General features: G+C 35.4%; 20 protein-coding genes. 10 read left to right on the forward strand and 10 right to left on the reverse strand.

Features of this window, described 5'->3' with window-relative positions; genetic code table 11:
• The 8 genes from yihA (at nucleotide 1) to HH_RS06460 (ending at nucleotide 6,968) form a co-directional block, all read left to right on the forward strand.
• On the forward strand, nucleotides 1–669 hold the full coding sequence (yihA, locus tag HH_RS06425; protein WP_011116169.1) for a ribosome biogenesis GTP-binding protein YihA/YsxC: 669 nt from the start codon (nucleotides 1–3) through the stop codon (nucleotides 667–669).
• Nucleotides 659–1,129 (forward strand): N-acetyltransferase, encoded by a 471-nt coding sequence (locus HH_RS06430; RefSeq protein WP_011116170.1) that lies wholly within the window; start codon nucleotides 659–661, stop codon nucleotides 1,127–1,129. The genes yihA and HH_RS06430 overlap by 11 nt, the downstream gene beginning before the upstream one ends.
• Entirely contained in the window at nucleotides 1,093–1,545 is a 453-nt protein-coding gene (locus tag HH_RS06435) for a hypothetical protein (protein WP_011116171.1), read from the forward strand. Before HH_RS06430 ends, HH_RS06435 begins: the two co-directional genes overlap by 37 nt.
• Nucleotides 1,542–3,329 carry a penicillin-binding protein 2 gene (mrdA, locus tag HH_RS06440; RefSeq protein ID WP_011116172.1) on the forward strand — a complete coding sequence of 596 codons (1,788 nt, stop codon included), beginning with the start codon at nucleotides 1,542–1,544 and terminating at the stop codon, nucleotides 3,327–3,329. Before HH_RS06435 ends, mrdA begins: the two co-directional genes overlap by 4 nt.
• Before the next feature lie 23 nt (nucleotides 3,330–3,352).
• Nucleotides 3,353–4,342 (forward strand): UDP-N-acetylglucosamine 4,6-dehydratase (inverting), encoded by a 990-nt coding sequence (gene pseB / locus HH_RS06445; protein WP_034367041.1) that lies wholly within the window; start codon nucleotides 3,353–3,355, stop codon nucleotides 4,340–4,342.
• A gap of 73 nt (nucleotides 4,343–4,415) precedes the next feature.
• Nucleotides 4,416–4,910 (forward strand): non-heme ferritin, encoded by a 495-nt coding sequence (ftnA, locus tag HH_RS06450; protein ID WP_011116174.1) that lies wholly within the window; start codon nucleotides 4,416–4,418, stop codon nucleotides 4,908–4,910.
• Between the two features lie 88 nt (nucleotides 4,911–4,998).
• A complete protein-coding gene (gene coaBC, locus HH_RS06455; RefSeq protein WP_011116175.1) occupies nucleotides 4,999–6,240 on the forward strand; it encodes a bifunctional phosphopantothenoylcysteine decarboxylase/phosphopantothenate--cysteine ligase CoaBC in 1,242 nt (413 codons plus the stop codon).
• Nucleotides 6,237–6,968 (forward strand): hypothetical protein, encoded by a 732-nt coding sequence (locus HH_RS06460; protein WP_011116176.1) that lies wholly within the window; start codon nucleotides 6,237–6,239, stop codon nucleotides 6,966–6,968. The genes coaBC and HH_RS06460 overlap by 4 nt, the downstream gene beginning before the upstream one ends.
• A 33-nt stretch (nucleotides 6,969–7,001) precedes the next feature.
• Here HH_RS06460 and HH_RS06465 read toward each other — a convergent pair whose 3' ends face one another.
• From HH_RS06465 to HH_RS06500, 8 genes are all read right to left on the reverse strand, one after another.
• The gene (locus HH_RS06465; RefSeq protein ID WP_011116177.1) at nucleotides 7,002–9,107 is read right to left on the reverse strand and encodes a methyl-accepting chemotaxis protein; all 2,106 of its coding nucleotides are present in this window, start codon (nucleotides 9,105–9,107) and stop codon (nucleotides 7,002–7,004) included.
• A gap of 102 nt (nucleotides 9,108–9,209) precedes the next feature.
• Complete coding sequence (locus HH_RS06470) at nucleotides 9,210–9,668, reverse strand: thioesterase (protein ID WP_034366932.1); 459 nt, start codon at nucleotides 9,666–9,668, stop codon at nucleotides 9,210–9,212.
• Nucleotides 9,669–9,680: 12 nt separating this feature from the next.
• Entirely contained in the window at nucleotides 9,681–10,628 is a 948-nt protein-coding gene (gene cmoB / locus HH_RS06475) for a tRNA 5-methoxyuridine(34)/uridine 5-oxyacetic acid(34) synthase CmoB (protein ID WP_011116180.1), read from the reverse strand.
• Nucleotides 10,606–11,649, reverse strand: coding sequence for a hypothetical protein (locus HH_RS06480; protein WP_011116181.1), 1,044 nt, complete (start codon nucleotides 11,647–11,649; stop codon nucleotides 10,606–10,608). Before HH_RS06480 ends, cmoB begins: the two co-directional genes overlap by 23 nt.
• A gap of 18 nt (nucleotides 11,650–11,667) precedes the next feature.
• Nucleotides 11,668–13,599 carry a methionine--tRNA ligase gene (metG, locus tag HH_RS06485; RefSeq protein WP_011116182.1) on the reverse strand — a complete coding sequence of 644 codons (1,932 nt, stop codon included), beginning with the start codon at nucleotides 13,597–13,599 and terminating at the stop codon, nucleotides 11,668–11,670.
• 19 nt (nucleotides 13,600–13,618) lie between these two features.
• Entirely contained in the window at nucleotides 13,619–13,819 is a 201-nt protein-coding gene (locus tag HH_RS06490; RefSeq protein WP_011116183.1) for a hypothetical protein, read from the reverse strand.
• A complete protein-coding gene (locus HH_RS06495; protein ID WP_193328821.1) occupies nucleotides 13,812–14,648 on the reverse strand; it encodes a class 1 fructose-bisphosphatase in 837 nt (278 codons plus the stop codon). Before HH_RS06495 ends, HH_RS06490 begins: the two co-directional genes overlap by 8 nt.
• Nucleotides 14,649–14,698: 50 nt before the next feature.
• Nucleotides 14,699–15,394: a hypothetical protein gene (locus HH_RS06500; protein ID WP_011116185.1), complete on the reverse strand. Its 696-nt coding sequence runs from the start codon at nucleotides 15,392–15,394 to the stop codon at nucleotides 14,699–14,701.
• Nucleotides 15,395–15,475: 81 nt separating this feature from the next.
• On the opposite strand from HH_RS06500, the gene rpe reads away from it, so the two are divergent.
• Together rpe and HH_RS06510 are read left to right on the forward strand one after the other, a co-directional pair.
• Nucleotides 15,476–16,126 carry a ribulose-phosphate 3-epimerase gene (rpe, locus tag HH_RS06505; RefSeq protein ID WP_011116186.1) on the forward strand — a complete coding sequence of 217 codons (651 nt, stop codon included), beginning with the start codon at nucleotides 15,476–15,478 and terminating at the stop codon, nucleotides 16,124–16,126.
• 5 nt (nucleotides 16,127–16,131) lie between these two features.
• Entirely contained in the window at nucleotides 16,132–16,932 is an 801-nt protein-coding gene (locus HH_RS06510) for a 3'-5' exonuclease (protein ID WP_011116187.1), read from the forward strand.
• On the opposite strand, the gene prmC is transcribed toward HH_RS06510, so the two are convergent.
• Together prmC and HH_RS06520 are read right to left on the reverse strand one after the other, a co-directional pair.
• Nucleotides 16,910–17,749, reverse strand: coding sequence for a peptide chain release factor N(5)-glutamine methyltransferase (prmC, locus tag HH_RS06515; RefSeq protein ID WP_011116188.1), 840 nt, complete (start codon nucleotides 17,747–17,749; stop codon nucleotides 16,910–16,912). The two genes, HH_RS06510 and prmC, sit on opposite strands and share 23 nt — an antisense overlap.
• Nucleotides 17,739–18,965, reverse strand: coding sequence for a M48 family metallopeptidase (locus HH_RS06520; protein WP_011116189.1), 1,227 nt, complete (start codon nucleotides 18,963–18,965; stop codon nucleotides 17,739–17,741). Before HH_RS06520 ends, prmC begins: the two co-directional genes overlap by 11 nt.
• Nucleotides 18,966–19,070 lie beyond the last annotated feature (105 nt).

Below are 19,070 nucleotides of genomic sequence, written 5' to 3' on the forward strand. Positions count from 1 at the left end.
ATGGTTCAGGTTATAGAATCCCGCTTTATGAGCAGTGCAAGCCATTTAGATAATGCTCCACCACCAAATGCTTCGGAGATAGTGTTTTTAGGACGAAGCAATGTGGGCAAAAGCACACTTATTAATACGCTCTTAAACAAACCTCTTGCAAAAAGCTCTTCTACGCCGGGTAAAACACAACTTATTAATTTTTTTGCATCTGTGTGGGTATGGCATAATCAAAGGTTGCCACTTACTTTTATTGATTTGCCCGGTTTTGGCTATGCAAAAGTAAGTAAAACTATCAAAAAAGAATGGGAAAGGCATTTACTTAATTTTTTGTTTATGCGTCAATCTATCAAGCTTTTTTTGCATCTTGTTGATGCACGACATACAGATCTAGCTATTGATACATCTGTAGCTACAATGTTGGAACAAATATGTAGAGGCGACCAATGTATTTTAAGAATCTACACTAAAGCCGATAAGCTTAATCAGTCTGCACTTAATGCTTTATATAAGAGAGTGTATATACAAAAGAATAAAGTGCAAGGTGTAGATACAGATGATACGCACACACAAAGCTTACTTTTTAGTGCTATAAGTAAAAATCATCGTAAAATGGTGTCTTTAACGCATTTGCGCGAGGAGATTGTTAAATATACTTTAGGATTAGAAAATGGAATTTGAAATTATTAAACCCACTCTCGCAGATATTCCTCAAATGCGAGAGATTGTAAGTGTGGAAGTTAAAAATGGCGTGATTTTAGAGCGAAGCGAAGATGAGATGGCAAATGCTATCCGTTCTTATCAGCTTGCTCGTGAGAGCAAAAGTGGAGAAATTGCAGGATTTTGCGCTTTGTATGTGTATTCTAAAGATTTAGCTGAGGTGCGTTCTTTGGTTGTTAAAGAAAAATTTAGAGGGTTGGGTTTAGGAAGCAAGCTTATACAAACGGCATTGCAGGAGGGGAAGAAGCTTGGTGTAAAGGAAGTTTTAACACTTACTTATAAAGCAAATTTGTTCCAAAGGTTAGGTTTTGCTATAATAGAGAAATCGTTTTTACCAAATCACAAAATATGGGCGGATTGTATTAAATGCAAACATTTTCCAATATGCGACGAAATAGCACTCATAAACAAACTCTCGTAGTTTTTATTTTATTTATAGGTCTTTATATTTATGAGAGTATAGCAAGTATGTGGATATGGCTACCGCCATTTATCGGCATATACTTTATTTTGTTTTTGCATTTTGATAAAGAGGATAATTTTTATGGATTCTTAGCTGTGCTTTGTGGCATAGCTTTTATAGAAGCAGAGAATAATTTACCTTTGGGTATAGTGTTGGGATTATTTTTGTTCCTTTCTTTGTTCGTTGTCTCACGTATTCAGATTGTATTAAGCACACTTCGCACAGCGAGGGTTGTTTATATTGCTTTAGCCTATGTAAGCTTTTATATTGTGCTATCTTTATTTGATGCTTTTATGGGAAGCACTATCACTCCAAGTATATGGATTGTGCTCTATTATATTGCTATTGAAATTCTTGTAGTGATATTCCTATGATTAATTTGCGTTATTGGTTGCTTATTTTCTTTTTTATCGTAGTGTGGTTTATTATTGTAATACGTCTTTTTGTGGTGAATGTTATTAATCACGAGTATTATGAAAAATTTGCTGAGAAAAATATCACAAAAACTGAAGTGCTTGTGCCAATGCGTGGGTTAATTTTTGATAGAAATACCGAACCTTTGGCAATTAATGAGATAGGGTTTTCTATCTCACTTATACCCAAAATACGTAATAGTCGTATTGTCGAATCTGAAATTGAACGAATCATTTCATTTTTGCCCTCACTTGATAAAGAGGAACTTTTCAATCTCTATAAAAAAAATAATCACGCCTATAACCACTTGCCTATAGAAATTGTAAATTTTGTTCCTTATGCCCAAATGTTGAGTATTTATGCCTATCTTAAACGATCTTCTTATGTTGTTATTGCACCCAATAGTAAGCGTCTATATCCAAATGAAAGTGCAGCCTCACACGTTATAGGCTATGTATCAAAGGCAAATGATAAAGATATACAAAATAATCCTCTTTCTCAATACAGCAAGGTTATTGGCAAAGAAGGCATTGAGAAATTTTATAATTCGTATTTACAAGGCGAGGCAGGATATAGAAAATCTCATATTAACTCTCTTCACAAAGAAATCAAGCTTTTAAAAGAAGATAGCGTGCTTAAACGCAATGATTTATATTTATCGCTTGATTTAAAGCTCCAAGAAAGTATTGATTCAGAATTTACAGAACGCTCTGGAGCCGTAATTGTGATGAATGTGCATAATGGTGAAATACTTGCAGCAGGGAGCTATCCTGAATATAATATTAATTGGTTTGTTGATGGCATTAGCTATAAAAATTGGGAGGGACTTATTGAAAATGTCCATAAGCCACTTATCAATAAGCTTGTGTATGGGCGCTATCCACCCGGCTCTGTTATTAAAATGGGTATGGTTTTGGCATTTTTACAATATGCAGGAATCAATGAAAGCACTTTGATTCAAACACCGCCTTTTATAGAATTTGGTGGGCGAAAGTTTCGCGATTGGAAAGCATCAGGACACGGGAGTGCTGATGCAATCAAAGCAATTAGAGAATCTGTAGATGTGTATTTTTATTTGCTTTCTCAACGTGCAGGGATTGATAATATGGCAAGTGTATTGCGACAAATGGGCATAGGTGAGCTTACAGGCGTTGATATTCCCAATGAAGTAAGTGGCATACTTCCTACGCCTGAATGGAAATTGCAACGTTATGGTGAGCAATGGTATAAGGGGGACACGATTACAACTTCTATTGGGCAAGGGTATTTTCTCTCTACACCTATGCAAATCGCTCGTTATACGGCGCTTATTGCATCAGGTAAATTAGTAACACCACATTTTGCAAAAGAATTTAATGAAGAGAGTGCAGAATTTGAGGCTAAAGATATCCTAAGCGATTTTCAAAAATCTAAACTTGATGTTTTGCGTAAAGGTATGTATCAAGTATGCTCTGTGCCGGGTGGGACAGCATATTATCGCACGCAAGGCACAAGAGTAAGTCTTGCGTGTAAAACAGGGACAGCACAAGTAGTGGGTATTCCTCAAGATATACAAAGACGAACTAGGGAGGCAGATATGGAATATTTTCATCGTTCTCACGCTTGGATTACCGCATTTTTACCCTATGAGAATCCTCAATATGCAGTTACAATTCTCATTGAACACGGAGGAAGCGGAGGAAGCGGAGGACCTGTGCTTGTAAAAATTGCAAACAAGCTTAAAGAACTAGGCTATATTAAATAATTCAAGGAGGGCTTATGGGACATTTGATTGATTCTAAGAGTATTTTGATTACAGGTGGCACAGGAAGTTTTGGTAAAAAATTTGTTGAATATATATTAAAATATCATAATCCAAAAAAAATTATTGTTTATAGTCGTGATGAACTAAAGCAATATGAAATGGCGCAGGTTTTTAATGACAAACGAATGCGTTATTTCATTGGTGATGTCAGAGATAAAAATCGGCTAGAGAGTGCACTAGATGGCGTGGATATTTGTATTCACGCGGCTGCACTTAAACACGTGCCTATTGCTGAATACAATCCTATGGAGTGTATAAAAACAAATATTGATGGTGCGAGTAATGTTATTAGTGCGTGTTTAAGCAATAATGTTGGGCATATTATCGCCCTTAGCACAGATAAGGCTGCAAATCCTATCAATCTCTATGGGGCGACAAAGTTATGTTCAGATAAGCTTTTTATTGCTGCAAATAATATTAAAGGCAATAAAGATTCTAAATTTAGTGTGGTGCGTTACGGGAATGTTGTAGGTTCGCGTGGTTCGGTTATCCCATTTTTTAAAAAACTTATTGAAGAAGGTGCAAATGAACTGCCTATTACTGATGAGCGTATGAGTAGGTTTTTTATCACTTTAGAATCTGGCGTAAAGTTTGTGCTTGAGAATTTAGAGCGTATGCACGGAGGCGAGATATTTATACCAAAGATTCCAAGTGTGAAAATTACACAGCTAGCAAGTGCACTTGCACCACATTTGCCACATAAAATTATCGGCATACGTCCGGGCGAAAAGCTCCACGAAGTAATGGTGCCACGCGATGATTCTCATTTATGTGCGGAATTTGAACAATTTTTTATTCTTATGCCTACTATTAATTTTCAAACACCTATTGATTATTATAAAACGCGTAAGGGAGAAAAAGGAGTTCCTGTGCAATCAGGATTTGAATATAGCAGTGAAACTAATTCGTGGTGGCTGACACAGAATGAAATTCTCAAAATTATCCAAAAATGATAAAATTTAAGCAAGTTGTTAGAAAATACATTTTACAATGCAATGTTTTTAAATTCTCATTAAAGGATACAAAATGATTTTAGATAGTATTGTAAAAATGCTCAATGAACAAATTGCAAAAGAAATGTATGCGGCAAATCTTTACTTGAGTATGAGTTCTTGGTGTTATGAAAATAGCTTTGATGGCGCGGGGTTATTTTTATTTCAGCACGCCGATGAAGAAAGCGGACACGCAAAACGTTTGATTACTTACCTCAATGAAACAGATTCTAAAGTAAATATTGCACAAGTGGCAGCTCCTGAATCTCATTTTAGTAGTTTGCTTGATGTATTTGAAAAAACTTATGCCCACGAGCAAAAAATTACTCAATCTATTAATGAACTTGTAGATTTTACACTTCAAAGCAAAGATTATCCGACATTTAATTTTTTACAATGGTATGTGAGTGAGCAGCACGAAGAAGAAGCGCTTTTTCGCGGTATCGTAGATAAGATTAAGCTTATTGGCTCAAATGGTGATGGTCCTTATCTTGCAGATAGATTTATTAAAGAACTTGCTTCAAAATAACCTCAAAATAAGCTCCCTTATGTTAGATTCTTAAAGAATCTAGCTTTTGCGTGAAAAAACCAAGCAATAAAAAGCTCAAGGAGAGCATATGCATCACATATTTGTTAATAAAAAAATTCTTATTCTTGTGAGTGGCTCTATTGCCGTTTATAAAATGCTTGATTGTATCTCACAGCTGACAAAATATGGTGCAGATGTAAGAGTTGTTATGAGTAGGGAATCTCGCGCATTTATTGCTCCACTAAGTTTTGAGGCTATGAGCCATAATATTGTTTTGCACGATGACAATCAATCTTGGCATACAACTTTACAAGAAGTAAGCCCAAATCATATTTTTTACGCAAAATGGGCAGATATTGTGCTTGTTGCTCCAGCAACAGCAAATACTATCGCAAAAATTGCTTGTGGCATCGCCGATAATGTTTTGCTCTCTACGCTTTTAGCCACCCGTGCTCCTAAACTTGTAGCTCCTGCAATGAATACAGCTATGCTTAATGCTTCTCAAACCAAGCATAATCTTTCTATGCTTGCAGATATGGGCTATGAAATCATTGTTCCACGTTCAAGTATCCTTATGTGTGGAGATGAGGGAGAAGGGGCTCTTGCTCAGGTAGAAGAGATTATTTATAGGCTTGGCAGAGAGATTTTGAGGGATACATTTTGGAGTAAGCAACGTGTTATTGTCAGTGGTGGTGGTTCAAAAGAAAGCATAGATGAGGTGCGCTATATTTCTAATCGAAGCAGTGGCAAACAGGCAAGTTATCTTGCTTTAGCTCTATATATGCTTGGCGCGGAGGTAACTTTTATCTCAAGCTCATTCCCGCTTGTGTTGCCCTTGGACATAAAATGTGTGAGTGTGGAGAGTGTGGTAACATTTGAAAAGGCAATTCATAAAACGTTTAATAGTTTAGATTCTATAGAATCTAAACCTATTATTTTTATGGCAGCAGCTCTTGCAGATTATGCGCCAAAACCTCAAAGTGGCAAACTCAAAAAAGAGCAAATTGGAGAGAATCTCTCTCTTTTGTGTTCCAAAACAAATGATATTTTGTCATCTATTTCATCGCAAAAAGCCTATAAAGTAGGCTTTAAGGCTGAAATTGATGATGTAAATGCCTTATATTATGCTCAAAATATGCTAAAGGCAAAAGAGTGTGAAATGGTGTGCCTTAATGTTGTGGGTTCTCAAAACCCTTTTGGTGGAGAAACAAATAGAATCAAAATAATTACACATAAGGACATACAAGAGGTAAGTGGTTCAAAGCTTGAAGTTGCTTTTGGTATTGCTAGTGCATTTTCACAACTACAATCTCTTAAAGGTGATGAATGATACAAAAGCTTCAAAAGCTTTCGCATTTGTTAAAAAATAGCCAACAAACACCAGCAACTTATAATGCTTCACTTCCCATATTAATACGCGTTATCCAAAAGCTAAAGGGCGATATGTATCTTCTGCAAATTGGCGCACAGCAGATGCAAACAAAAAGTCATAAAGCACTTATCGTAGGGGAGCGATATTGGGGAGAAATGGGGAGAAGTTCCCTCGGACATATTACATTACATAATCTTATTCTCCAGCCTAAAATTTTGGATTTTTTTCAAAATGCCCCATTGAAATTGTCCCTTCAAGACTTACAAACTTTAGGAGAGCAAAGTGATATTTTTGAGGGCTTTAAAGAATTTATTGCTCATAAGCTTACCCAAGCAAGTAGCAAAGAGGAATTTTTGTTTTTAAGCAATATATTACTTGGGTTAAAGAGCGGGGTTTTAAGCCTTGTCATCGGAGAAAAAGATGAGATATTGCAGATAAAAAAATATGCTTCAAATAAAGTGCGTTTTAGTGCAATAATGCCACTTTTAGGGATTATTTCAGGAGATATTGGGATATATAAGAGTGGGAATACTTTAGATATAAAAGTGCTCTATGAAACGACAAAAGCAGTGCTGGAAAACAATCTAAATATACTCAAAGGATTTAAGGTAAGCAAAATCTCTATAGACACCAATCTCTCAGCTTTATATGAATTTAAAGAATCTCTCCTTGATGTGCGCGGCTAAATATATTCTTTTATAAAACCCTGTAAAAAAACTCTAAAACCTCTTCTTATTCACATCATCTAATATATCTTTAGCTACTTTATCTACTCTCTCACTAATCTCTGCACTAGAATTAGCAATCTCAACATTCTCTTGTGTAACAGATTCTAAATGTGATATAGCCTCATTAATTTGAGTAACTCCAGTAGTTTGCTCTCTAATAGATTCTCCCATATCATTAATACTTTGCACTAAGAGATTTGTATTAGCTTCAATCTCTCCTAAGCTCTTTTGAGTTCTCTCGGCTAATTTTCGCACCTCATCTGCAACAACAGCAAATCCTCTTCCGTGTTCTCCTGCTCTTGCAGCTTCTATTGCTGCATTAAGAGCAAGTAAGTTTGTTTGGTCTGCTATATCTCTAATGATACCTATAACATTTTTAATATCTTCACTTTGTTGGATAACTTCTCCAGTCTTACCACTTACATTTTGCATAGAACTTGTAATCTCTTCTACTGCTTGAGCTGTTTGTTCTAAAGAGGAAGCTTGGGAATTTGTTAAATTAGTAAGATTAGTTACTGCTTGAGCAAGAGATTTAGCTTCATTACTTAATGTTTGAGCAAAGTTTGAACTTGTTGAGAGCATTTTTCTAATTTCTTCTCCTAGAGTATTTGTAACAACTTCTACTCTACCACTTGCATCTTTTACTTCTGTGGTGAAGTCGAGTTTAGTATAGCTATCGAATACTCTTGCTATTTCATTGGTATCACTTCCTATTTTTGTTTGTAAATCATCAAGCATATGATTAAGCACATTTTTTAATTCATTAAGCTGTGGATTATGAGGAGTTTCTGTAATTCTTGCTCTAAAGTCTCCAGATTCTATGGTTTTTGCAGTTAAAACTGATTGTTCTACAGCTTTAGAATCTTGTTCTAAACCAGCTTTTGTTTTTTGAATATTATCATTAATAGCATTACCCATTTCACCTAATTCATCTTGAGCAACAATCTTAAGAGGTTGTGGTGCATCTTTGCGTTCGTAGTTGAGATATTTGAAAAATTCAAAGAGTGTGTGAGAGATATGCTGGATTCTACGTGCAATGGTTGAGCGAATGTAGATAAATACAATAAGTGAGATGACGATAATAGCAAGCACTCCTACAACAACCATTACGATTTGTAGGGTATTAATTGGTTTTTCAATTGAACTAAAGGGTGCAAGGGAAAGAACAGTCCAATATTGGCCTGTTCCGGGCCAAATTTCAAATGAGGTAATAGCTGTTTTTGAGCTTCTGCCGTGGAGGTTGGTATAAGTATAAATACCATTTTCACGTTTTTTAGCAGCATCAACAATTACTTTTGTAGTTGGGTGAGTATTTGTTTCACGCAAGTCTTTAAGGCGTGTTTCCGCACGTTGGTCGGTAGCACTATTGAGGACAAGGCGTCCATTATCATCAATAACAAAGCGTTGGTCGTGTTCAAATACACTTAATGCGTGGTTTGCTAAATGCTCATCAAGCATTTCTAGGTTAAAGAGATTAGCCATAGCTCCTATTATCTTACCTTTGCGGATAATTGGAACAATTGCAGCTTTAATATAATATTTTTTATCATTGAAAGTAATTTCATATGATAGGGACATACTTACTTGGTCATTGTGCAAAGAGGCGAGAATGTCAGGCATTTCTTTTATAAGCTCAGATGGTAAAGTTTGTGTATAAGTGCCTCCCGGTCCTGTGTCTTCATCAAGCGTGAGTATAGCAAATTCACCAGTTGGTAACACAGAGGAGCTTTTAATAAAACTTTGCGTGTATTCTTTTGTCATTATGACAAATCCTCCAGCAGAATAGCGATTAGAATCAACTACTTTTTCAATTATAGTCGTAAGCTGTTCCTCATCAAGAGCGACACCTTTATCAAGCAATGCTCCTATGCCTGCTTCTGCAGAGATTGTGCTTGCAAAAATTTCATTGATTGAGCCTGCAATGAGATTTTTATAACGAGCAGCCGTATTAGTTAAGAGTTTATCGCTTTCGTGCGAAAGTGTATTTGATGCAAAATATGAGACAATAAAAATAATAGCTGCCACACAAATTGCGACAATAATAGAGACAACAAAAATAATCTTTGTGCCAATTTTGAAGTGATTAAAAAAACTCATATAACGCTCCCTAAGTATTTTAATTTGGTCAAATAAAACTCTAATTCTAACAAAAAAAAAAAAACGCTGATTAATAATCATCAATTTTTCTTATTTTGTTGGTTATTCATCTTTAAACCGCAGTTTGAAGATTTTTTTGTCAAATACAGCAATATGAAAAATAGAATCAAAAATTTTAATATCAAGCAGATAGCCTTCTACTTTAACTTCGCATTTTTTTGTATCACTTTGGATAGATTCAGCTTTAAAAATGACTTCGTGTCCTAATTCAATGGGTGCGAGAAATTTCACATCAGCAGCAATAAGCACACTATATTTTTTATTAATAGCTGCCATTGCTGCAAAACTTGCAGAGTTAAAAACAAATCCTGCGTGAATCATTTTGCTCTCGTCCATTATCATACGTTCAGTTGGAGTAAAACGAACAACTGCTTTATTGCGGTAAAGCTCAAGAAGTTCTCCGCTCATATTTGAGGGCATACTCGTGCAGACTTCTAAATCATCTTTTTCAAGAGGAGTGAAGGCATTGCCATTATCTTCATTAAATTTTTCTTCTTCCATACATTTGCTCCTTTATCGTTTTTTGAGTTTAAAATATCCTCTTAATGGGGCTTGATACCCTTCTATAGTGCGAGTTTGTGTTTCATTTAAAAATGCACTTAAACTTTGAGAATCTACCCAAGCACTTTGGCGTTGCTCTTGTGTGGTGGTGGGTGTAAGATTAATGACTTCAAAATCATAGAGATTTGCTCTTTCACACCAACCTTTTAAAGTAGGGATACTCGGGATAAAATAGACATTTGACATTTTAGCATAACTTTGTGCAGGACAAAGACAAATTTCTTCATTGCTCTCATAGATAAGCGTATCCAAAATAAGCTCTCCACCTTTGTTGAGCGATTGAGAGAGGATTTTAAGCGTATTGATTGGGTCAAATCGATGATAAAGCACTCCAAGACAAAAAATCACATCAAAACTTTGATTGTGTGCTTGAGAATATGCTAACAAATCTTCTACACCAAGCAACTCAAATTCAATAGGAGCATTGATAAAGTGATTAATAAAATCAAATTGGCATTTAAAAATGCCGCTTGGGTCAAAGCCTATGATTTTTTTATATAATTTTTTCCCCTGCAGGAGCATTTCAAACATATAATAGCCATTATTACAGCCAACATCTGCTATGTATTTACCCTCAAGGTTGCAATGTGGAGCGAGAAGCTGCCATTTCATAAAGCTTTGCCATTCACTATCAATATGTATATCAAATAAAAAAAAAGGTCCTTTTCTCCACGGCTTAAGCTGTGTAGCAAGTGTATAAATTGCTTTATGATACTTTTGAGCTAAAGTTTTATCTTGAGCGACAATATGAATGCCATTATCGCTATAAAAATGTGAGGGAATAGTTGGAAGAGATGCAATGCACTCTAAAAGCGGAGCAATATTTTTAGCAGAGGTGATATGCTTTGCTTTTTTGGCGGCGTATTCTTTAAAATCATTAGAGTTCAGGCTTTCTTGCATATCTTTCTTCCATAATATCTGAGAATAAATTGGGCTCAAGAATCTGTTTGTGATTAGTATTTAAAGTATGCACAAGTGTGCTATCATCAATACCTAAGATAAGTGCAAAATTGAAATTATTATGGTGAATATATGTATATAACTCCTCTTGAGTTTTGTATGCAAATGTTTGAGCGATTTGATTAAAAAGTTCTAAATATATATCAGGCACAAGAAAAAGAAGTTTCCCCCAAGTGGCATTATTAGCAATATATGCCATATATTTTTTAAATTGTTCAATATCTTCTTCGGCAATAGCAACCTTAGCAGCTTGTCCATAATCAATTACTTTACCAAAGGCGTTGAGAAAATTAGGCTTAAAGAAAGGAATATGTTTAAAATGATTAAGTGAATATTCTATGCCTTTATTTTCACAGAGATTAACCACTGCACCCAAATCATTTAAAAAAAGTTTAGGAAGATTAATACGATAATGCGTGCTTTGATAGAAAATAGTGCTATCAAAGAGTGTGTGGGAGATGATTAGAAATGGACGCTCTTTTGGTTTATGAGCCTGTATCACTTCAAAGCTAATCTCTAAAATATGCTCATTGTGTGTGAATATAAAACTGATTTGCTCATTATTGAGGAGTTCAATAAAAGCATACAAATCATTGTGAAAAAATTTTGCACGTTCATCAATAATAATTTCTTGGGCTATTGCTTCTTCAATGGGATTTAGAGAAATAGTAGTAATATTTTTGGCTAAGAGCTTATAGCGAATAAGGCGTGTGAGGCAGTCTTGTAAATCTTCTACCATAATCCACGCTAATTCTCCATCATTAATATTATGTATATTTGCACAAATTATGCCATATGCTCCCATCGCAACAGCTTGTGGCACTTGAGCAATGTCTTTAGCGATAAATAAATCACCTTTTTGCACACGTTCTACATCACAAATAATACGTGAAAACTCCGCAATGGAAGGTGTAGTAAGAAGCTTTCCTTTAGTGATTTCTACAACTTCATTTACTCTCACATTTTTTCCTTAAGAAATTTAACTTATCGGACTTCCATTGATTCGTGGATTATCTACACCAAGCAAAGACAAGCCGTTTTTATCTTTACTAGCAAGTATCATTCCCTCGCTGATTTCTCCCATAAGTTTGGCTGGTTTGAGGTTGATTATCAAGCATATTTGTTTATTTATAAGAGATTGAGGGGTATAGTATTGAGCGATACCTGAAAGAATCTGACGTGGCTTAGATTCACCAATATCTACCATTAATTTTAGGAGTTTTTCACTTTTTTCTATGGGAGTGCATTCTATGATTGTTCCTACGCGTATATCAATTTTGCTAAAATCTTTAATATCAATAAGTCCTGTTTTTTCAGGTGTATGTTTGTTTTGAGAATCTTCCTTGGTATTGGTAGGAGATTCTGCAAGTAAAGGAGATTCTATACGAGGGAAAAGTGGAGGAATTTTATTGAGTTTAAAAGAGGCAAGAAGCTGTCCTTGTTTAATAAGTTTTTCATAATTTTGTGCATTAATATCAAAATTGAGCGTGTTGGCGATTTTACACGCACTTTGAGGCATAATCGGATAGAGTAAAAGGCTACTTTGGGCTAAAATATTAGCAATCAAGCCGAGCAAAGCCATTGCCTTATCTGTTTGATGAGACTTGATGAGGTTCCAAGGTTCATATTTGGTAATGACACTATTGCCCAGTCCAAAAGCTTTCCACAGCTCTTCAACATAGCGGTGTGGCTGCATAGAGAGCATTTTTTCTTGTGCTTGGGCAATGATATTTTTAAGCTCATTGAGTTCAGGGGCAAAAAACATTTCCACTTGCACAGAATCGACTTGGAGCGCAAAATATTTCTCACTCATACCAATAAGGCGATTAAGCAAATTGCCTACATCATTACCTAGTTCAGCGTTAATGCGCTCAATAAAGGCTTTTTGGCTAAAGTCTCCATCTTGTCCAAATGGCATTTCTCTAAGCAAAAAATATCGCAAAGATTCTATACCATAGGCATTTGCAACTTCTTTTGGATTAATCACATTGCCAATGCTTTTGCTCATTTTTGTTCCATCTTTTGTCCACCAGCCGTGCGCATAAATGTGCTGTGGCAAAGGTAGCTCAAGGCTCATTAAAAATGCTAACCAATACACTGCGTGGAATCGCAAAATATCCTTACCAACAAAGTGTATTGCATTCTCCCAATAAGGCATTTTTGCACTATCTGAAAGATAACCCAGAGGGCTTAAGTAGCTTAAAAGTGCATCAAGCCACACATACATCACGTGTTTTTTGTCATCTTTACGCACGGGATTATGCGGGAGTGGCACACCCCATTCAAAGCTTGTGCGCGTAATGGAGAGGTCATTAAGTCCTTCATTTACAAATTTGATAATTTCATTTTGGCGAAATTGTGGTAAAATGAAATCAGGGTGAGATTTATACCAATCCAAAAGTTTATTTTGATATTTACTTAGGGCAAAAAAATAACTTTCTTCTTGCACAATCTGTGTAGGCTTGCCACAATCAGGACAAGCGTTATTTTCATTAAGTTGCTTTTGAGTAAAGAAAGTCTCACACGAAATACAATAATGTCCCTCATAGCTCCCCTTGTAAATATCACCTTTAGCATACATTATTTCAAAGGCTTTTTGTACACTTAGACAATGCATATTATCTGTGGTGCGCACAAAAATATCATAATCTATATTAAATTCATTCCACAACTCTTTGAATCTTATACTAATTTTATCAGCATAAGATTGAGGGTCTAGGCTATGCTTTTGTGCGGATTGTTCAATTTTTTGTCCGTGTTCATCTGTGCCTGTGAGAAACTTTACATCGTTGCCTTGTAGTTGATAAAATTTTTTAAGCATATCACATAAAATGGTTGTATAAGCGTGCCCAATATGAGGAATATCATTCACATAATAAATAGGGGAGGTTATGAGGATTTTTTGACTCATTTTCTATCCTTTGTATACATTAATTAAAATCAAAATCGCCGTGTTGCCCTTTTGACATACTCTCATAGACTGCTTTGACATACTCTTGTCGCACTTGACAACCTATAAGCTGTTCACATTTTAAACAAGATATATAACCTTTGTTTTGTTGGCATTGCTGCAAGAGAGTAGTTTTGTCATTGAGATTTTGTGTGTATTCATCTGTTATAGGCTCACTCATAGACTTCCTTTACAAGGTTCATTTCACTTTGGCTACCAAAAAAACAAGGTGTGCTATCGTGTAGGTGAGCAACTTCAAGCTCTAAAATTCTATAAGTGCCATTTGTAGCAAATCCTCCAGCTTTTTCATACACAAATGCAAAGGGAAATACTTCAAAAAGTTTGCGAAGTTTGCCATTAGGAGCATCACTCGTGGCAGGATAACTAAAAAGCCCCCCACCTTTAATAAGAATCTGATGCAAATCTGGCACCATACCTCCAGAATAGCGCAAACGATACCCCTGTGCAAAAAGGGATTCTATCATTGCTTTGTGTTTGTTTTCCCAATGCTTTTGTGTGCCACCGGGCGCGTTAATTTTACCTTTTGTATTAAGAGCTAATGCACCAAGATTGCGCCACATATTGCCATTATAGCGATAATGCAGAGCTTGCTCTTGAGCCACTACCATTTCAAGACGCGGTCCATAAATAATATATCCACTAGCAATAAGATGTTTTGCACTTAACTCTTCGTTATAGATGCCAAAAATTGTGCCAATACTTAGGTTACTATCAATGAGCGAAGAGCCATCAAGAGGGTCATAAGCAATAATATAGGGTGCATTTTTATTTTCTGAATACATTATTTCTTCTTGCTCTTCACTACAGATAGCCTTTACACAAGGTAGATTAAGTAATTTTTCGCTTAAAAATTTATCAACCCTTACATCAATTTCAAGTTGCATATCGCCACTTGCATTAATGCTTTGCAGATAGCTTGTGGAAGTGTCTTTTAAAAGACTATCAATATGTAGGGCAGATTCTCTTAAAGAATCAATAATGATGCTTATCATAGATTCTCCTCGTGTATAAAAATAGAGGCGATTATAACATTTTAGGATTAAGATTTGATGATTTTTGTAAGCTCTTGGTAAAAATGTGAAGTGTTTATCATTTGATTGATACTTGCGTGATGAGCTGGTTTAGATAATGAGGCATTATAATCACTTACTTCAATATTATTCCACGCGTGTCCAATAAGAGCAATGATATTATCGCGGCGCAAGTATTGTATTTTATGAGAAATATAAATATTTTCCCATAATCTAATGCCACTAGGGCGTGTGTGAGGTGTATTATAACCCACAGGGTCCAGCGTAAGTAAGTAATGTAAGTGTATATTATCAGCAATCTTTGTTTGAAGAACTTTATTGAGATTACTTGCACCCCAAGAATGTGCAATGATAAAAAGCGGTAATCCCATATTTGTAAGTATGGGTAGCCATAAAGTAAAAAGTTTTTGGCATTTAAAACTTATATAGAGTTTAAGACAAAAAGGTTCATTAAATGCCACAAATTCCCTATATACAGCTCGCATAATTGTATCACAAAATCCACCCACAAAAATGATAATTGCTTTGGGCGCATTTGTTTGAGAAGATTCTATGTGTGCGATGATTTCTTTTCCTTCTTGTATAGAAATATTAAACCCATAGGGTATAAAAGGACTTTTGGGCTTAGGTAAATGATGTAGAGGATAAATGAGCGTAGGCGTAAATGGAGTGAGTAATGGACGTAATGAATAAAATAAGGGCATACAATCTCCTTAATAATCAGTGCAAGACTTACAGCGATATTATGCTAAAATATATGTAGGATTTTATCATAAGGATAAGTAATGAACAAAGATATATTAGTAGCCCCAAGTATGCTTTCTGCAGACTTTGCAAAATTAGGGCAAGAGGTGGAAGATATATGTAAAGCAGGGTGTGATTTTGTGCATATTGATGTAATGGACGGACATTTTGTGCCAAATCTCACAATGGGTCCTATGATTGTGCAAAGCATAGCCAAGAGTTCAAGCAAACCTTTAGATATTCATCTTATGGTAAAAAATGTTCCCTTTTTTGTGGATTTATTTTTGCCTTTAAAACCTGCATTTATGAGTGTGCATATTGAGGAAGTGCAACATTTGCATCGCCTCATTTGGTATATTAAAGAATCCGGCGTAAAAGCAGGTGTAGTGCTTAATCCTCACACTAACGAGCAAAGCTTAGAGTATATTTTGCCTGATATTGATTTGGTATTGCTTATGAGTGTAAATCCGGGTTTTGGAGGGCAGAGTTTTATCCCCCATAGTGTCAAAAAATTACAGAATCTTAAAAAAATGCGTGATAGACTCAATCCTTCTTGTTTGCTTGAGATTGACGGAGGAGTGAGTGATAAAAATATTGACATACTCAAAAATGCAGGAATTGATATAGTTGTAGCTGGGAGTTTTATTTTTGGCTCAACTGATTATGCTCAAGCTATTAGCGCACTTAGATAGAATCTATGACATATCAGCAGCTTTTTGAAAAACTCCGTCAAAAGCCTATGAGCGAGGCACAATTTTATACTTATGTAAAAAATATCGGCGGACTTTATGCAGATATAGCATCTGAACTTGAACTACTTAAGGGTTCCGGTGCTCCTTTGTATGTGCAAAAACACAATGGAGAATCATATTTTAGTCTAAGCACACAACACCAAGAATGGCAAAAAGGCAATTTAGTTTTTGTAGATATTGAAACTAATGGGGCTAAACCTCAACAATGTCAAATTATTGAGATTGGTGCGCTTAAAGTAAAAGGTGGGGAGATTATAGATAAATTTGAAAGCTATGTTTATGCTGATGAAGTGCCAGAGAATATTACGCAGCTTACAGGTATTTGCCAAGCAGATATTGCTTATGCACCTTCAATTAAAGAAGTTTTAGGAGAATTTAGGGCATTTTTAGGCACAGATGTATTTGTGGCTCATAATGTAAATTTTGATTATGGCTTTGTAGATTATCACTTACGTCAGTGTGGTTTGTTTGGGCTACTTAATCCTAAGCTTTGCACGATTGAGCTTGCCAAAAAAACGATTCTTTCTCCTCGTTATGCTCTTGGGTTTTTAAATGAATTTTTAGGCATACGCACAGCAGTTACTCATCGCGCTTATGCTGATGCACTCACAAGCTTTAGAGTTTTTGAAATTGCTTCAATGATGTTTCCGCCTTTTGTTAAAAGTATGCAAGATTTGATTGATTTTTCAAAAGGGCGACTAAAGTTAGATTATACTACACCTTTTATATACCAAAATAAGCACTAAATCCCCTGTCCCAGCCACTTAAATCTTTATAGAATGTTATATTTTTTGCACGAGATTGTAAAAGTATGTGTTCAAGTGCATCTTTTTGGTCATAGCCTATTTCGCATAGTAGCCATACTTTACGAGTAGCGCATTCGTTAATGAGTGATTTTAATATCCCCAACCCATCTTTTCCGCCAAAAAGTGCAATTTTGGGCTCATAGTGCAGCGGTGCGCTTATAGGATAATCATCTTTAATATAAGGAGGATTTGAGATGATAAGTTGTGGGTTTATATGCGCGGGAAGCAGGGAGCAGCATTGTAGTGTAATATTTGCATTTGGTGCATAAGTGGCAATATTAAGTTTGCTCACCTCAAGGGCTTGCTCACTTATATCTGTGGCAAAGAAGTAACATTGTGGGTGCATAATGGCAAGTGTAGTAGTGATAATGCCTGAACCTACCCCTACCTCTGCTATAAAATTTACTTTTTCCCCTTTAATTATCTCATTTGCTTTATCAATGAGTATTTCGGTTTCCGGACGCGGAATTAATACGCGCTCATCAACATAAAAACTTCTCTCATAAAAACTTGCTTGGCGTGTAATATATTCAATAGGCTTGCCCTTTGCACGTTCATTTATAAGTGTATAGAATCTTTGCGCAAGAGTAGATTCTATATTTTGCGCACTATGAGTGTGAAGATAGGTGCGTGGGACACCTAGTAGAAATGAAAGGAGGATTTCGGATTCGTATCTAGGCTTAAGTTCAAAGGTAACATCAGATTGAGAAAGACGGGAAATAGAATCTTCTAAAAGCTCGTCAATACTACATATCATAATCTAATGCTTTAAGTCGTTGCAGTAGTGGTGGGTGAGTATAGTAGAAGAAAATATAAGCAGGGTGAGAGCTTGGAAAGCTTTTATTTTCATTCACAAGACATACTAGAGCATCAGCAAGGCAATGTTTGCTTGAAAGATTCGCTCCAAATTCATCAGCTGCGTATTCTGCCTCACGACTAAAATAACCAATTAAAGGCATAAACCAAAAAGCAATCATAGGTGAAATAAGGAGCATTACGATAAGTATCCCTGCACCATTATGTGCCAAACTCAGTGCGTCAAAGAGTTGTGGAGGTAAATGTCCTACAATAAAAAAGAGCACAAAAAGCACACACGCCATAATTGCAATGTTTTTAAGTATGTCTTTGTGTTTGAAATGCCCGAGTTCGTGTCCTAAAATCGCAATTAAGCCATCAGCACTAATTTTATCAAGCAAAGTATCAAAAAGCACCACTCTTTTATTTTTGCCAAGTCCACCAAAATAAGCATTAAGTCGTCCATCGCGCCGAGAAGCGTCAATAACAAAAATACCATTACTTTTAAAACCTATGGTGTTGAGTAAGGATTCTATGCGAGCTTTGAGGTTTTCATCATCAAGGGGAGTGAATTTATTAAAAAGTGGAGCAATGAGTGTAGGATAAACAAAATTAGCTAGAATAACTACACTAAGCAGAACGATAAAGCCCACAATCCACCATAATACAACTTTTTCAATGATAAAAATGAGCAAAAATACAATCAAACCACCAACAATTAAACTCAAAAGAAAATGTTTATATAAATCAATAATAAAAAGTTTCGGTGTTTGTTTGGAGAATCCAAATTTCTTATCAAGCCCAAAAGTTTTATAAATAGATAAGGGTAATTCAATGATACTGCTTATAAGCATAAAACTAAGCACTAAAGCCACACTTTGCCATATAGGATTCAAAGAATGTGGCATAAATATATCAAGTTGTTTTTGAAGTAAGCTAAAGCCAAAACTTACCCATAGAATAAAAGTAATAATTTCAAGGACACGATTTATTATATCAAGACGTAATGAAGCAATAGCATACTCTCCTGCTTGGTGGTAATCCTCAGATTCTAACAAAATGGCAGGTTTTTGTAATTCAGCTTTAATATGACGTATTTGTAAAATAGCTAAAATAATACTTGGCAAGGCATAAGCACAGATAAACAAGCCAACAAAAATAATGAGAGTATGTAACAATTTATGCTCCTTGTAATTTATAAAAATTATCAAAAACATATTATGGAATATAAAATACAAAAAAAAGTAAATTAACAAGCTTTTAACTACTCATTTATTATGATT

Origin of the sequence: Helicobacter hepaticus ATCC 51449, assembly GCF_000007905.1 — a bacterium.
Lineage (GTDB): Bacteria > Campylobacterota > Campylobacteria > Campylobacterales > Helicobacteraceae > Helicobacter_C > Helicobacter_C hepaticus.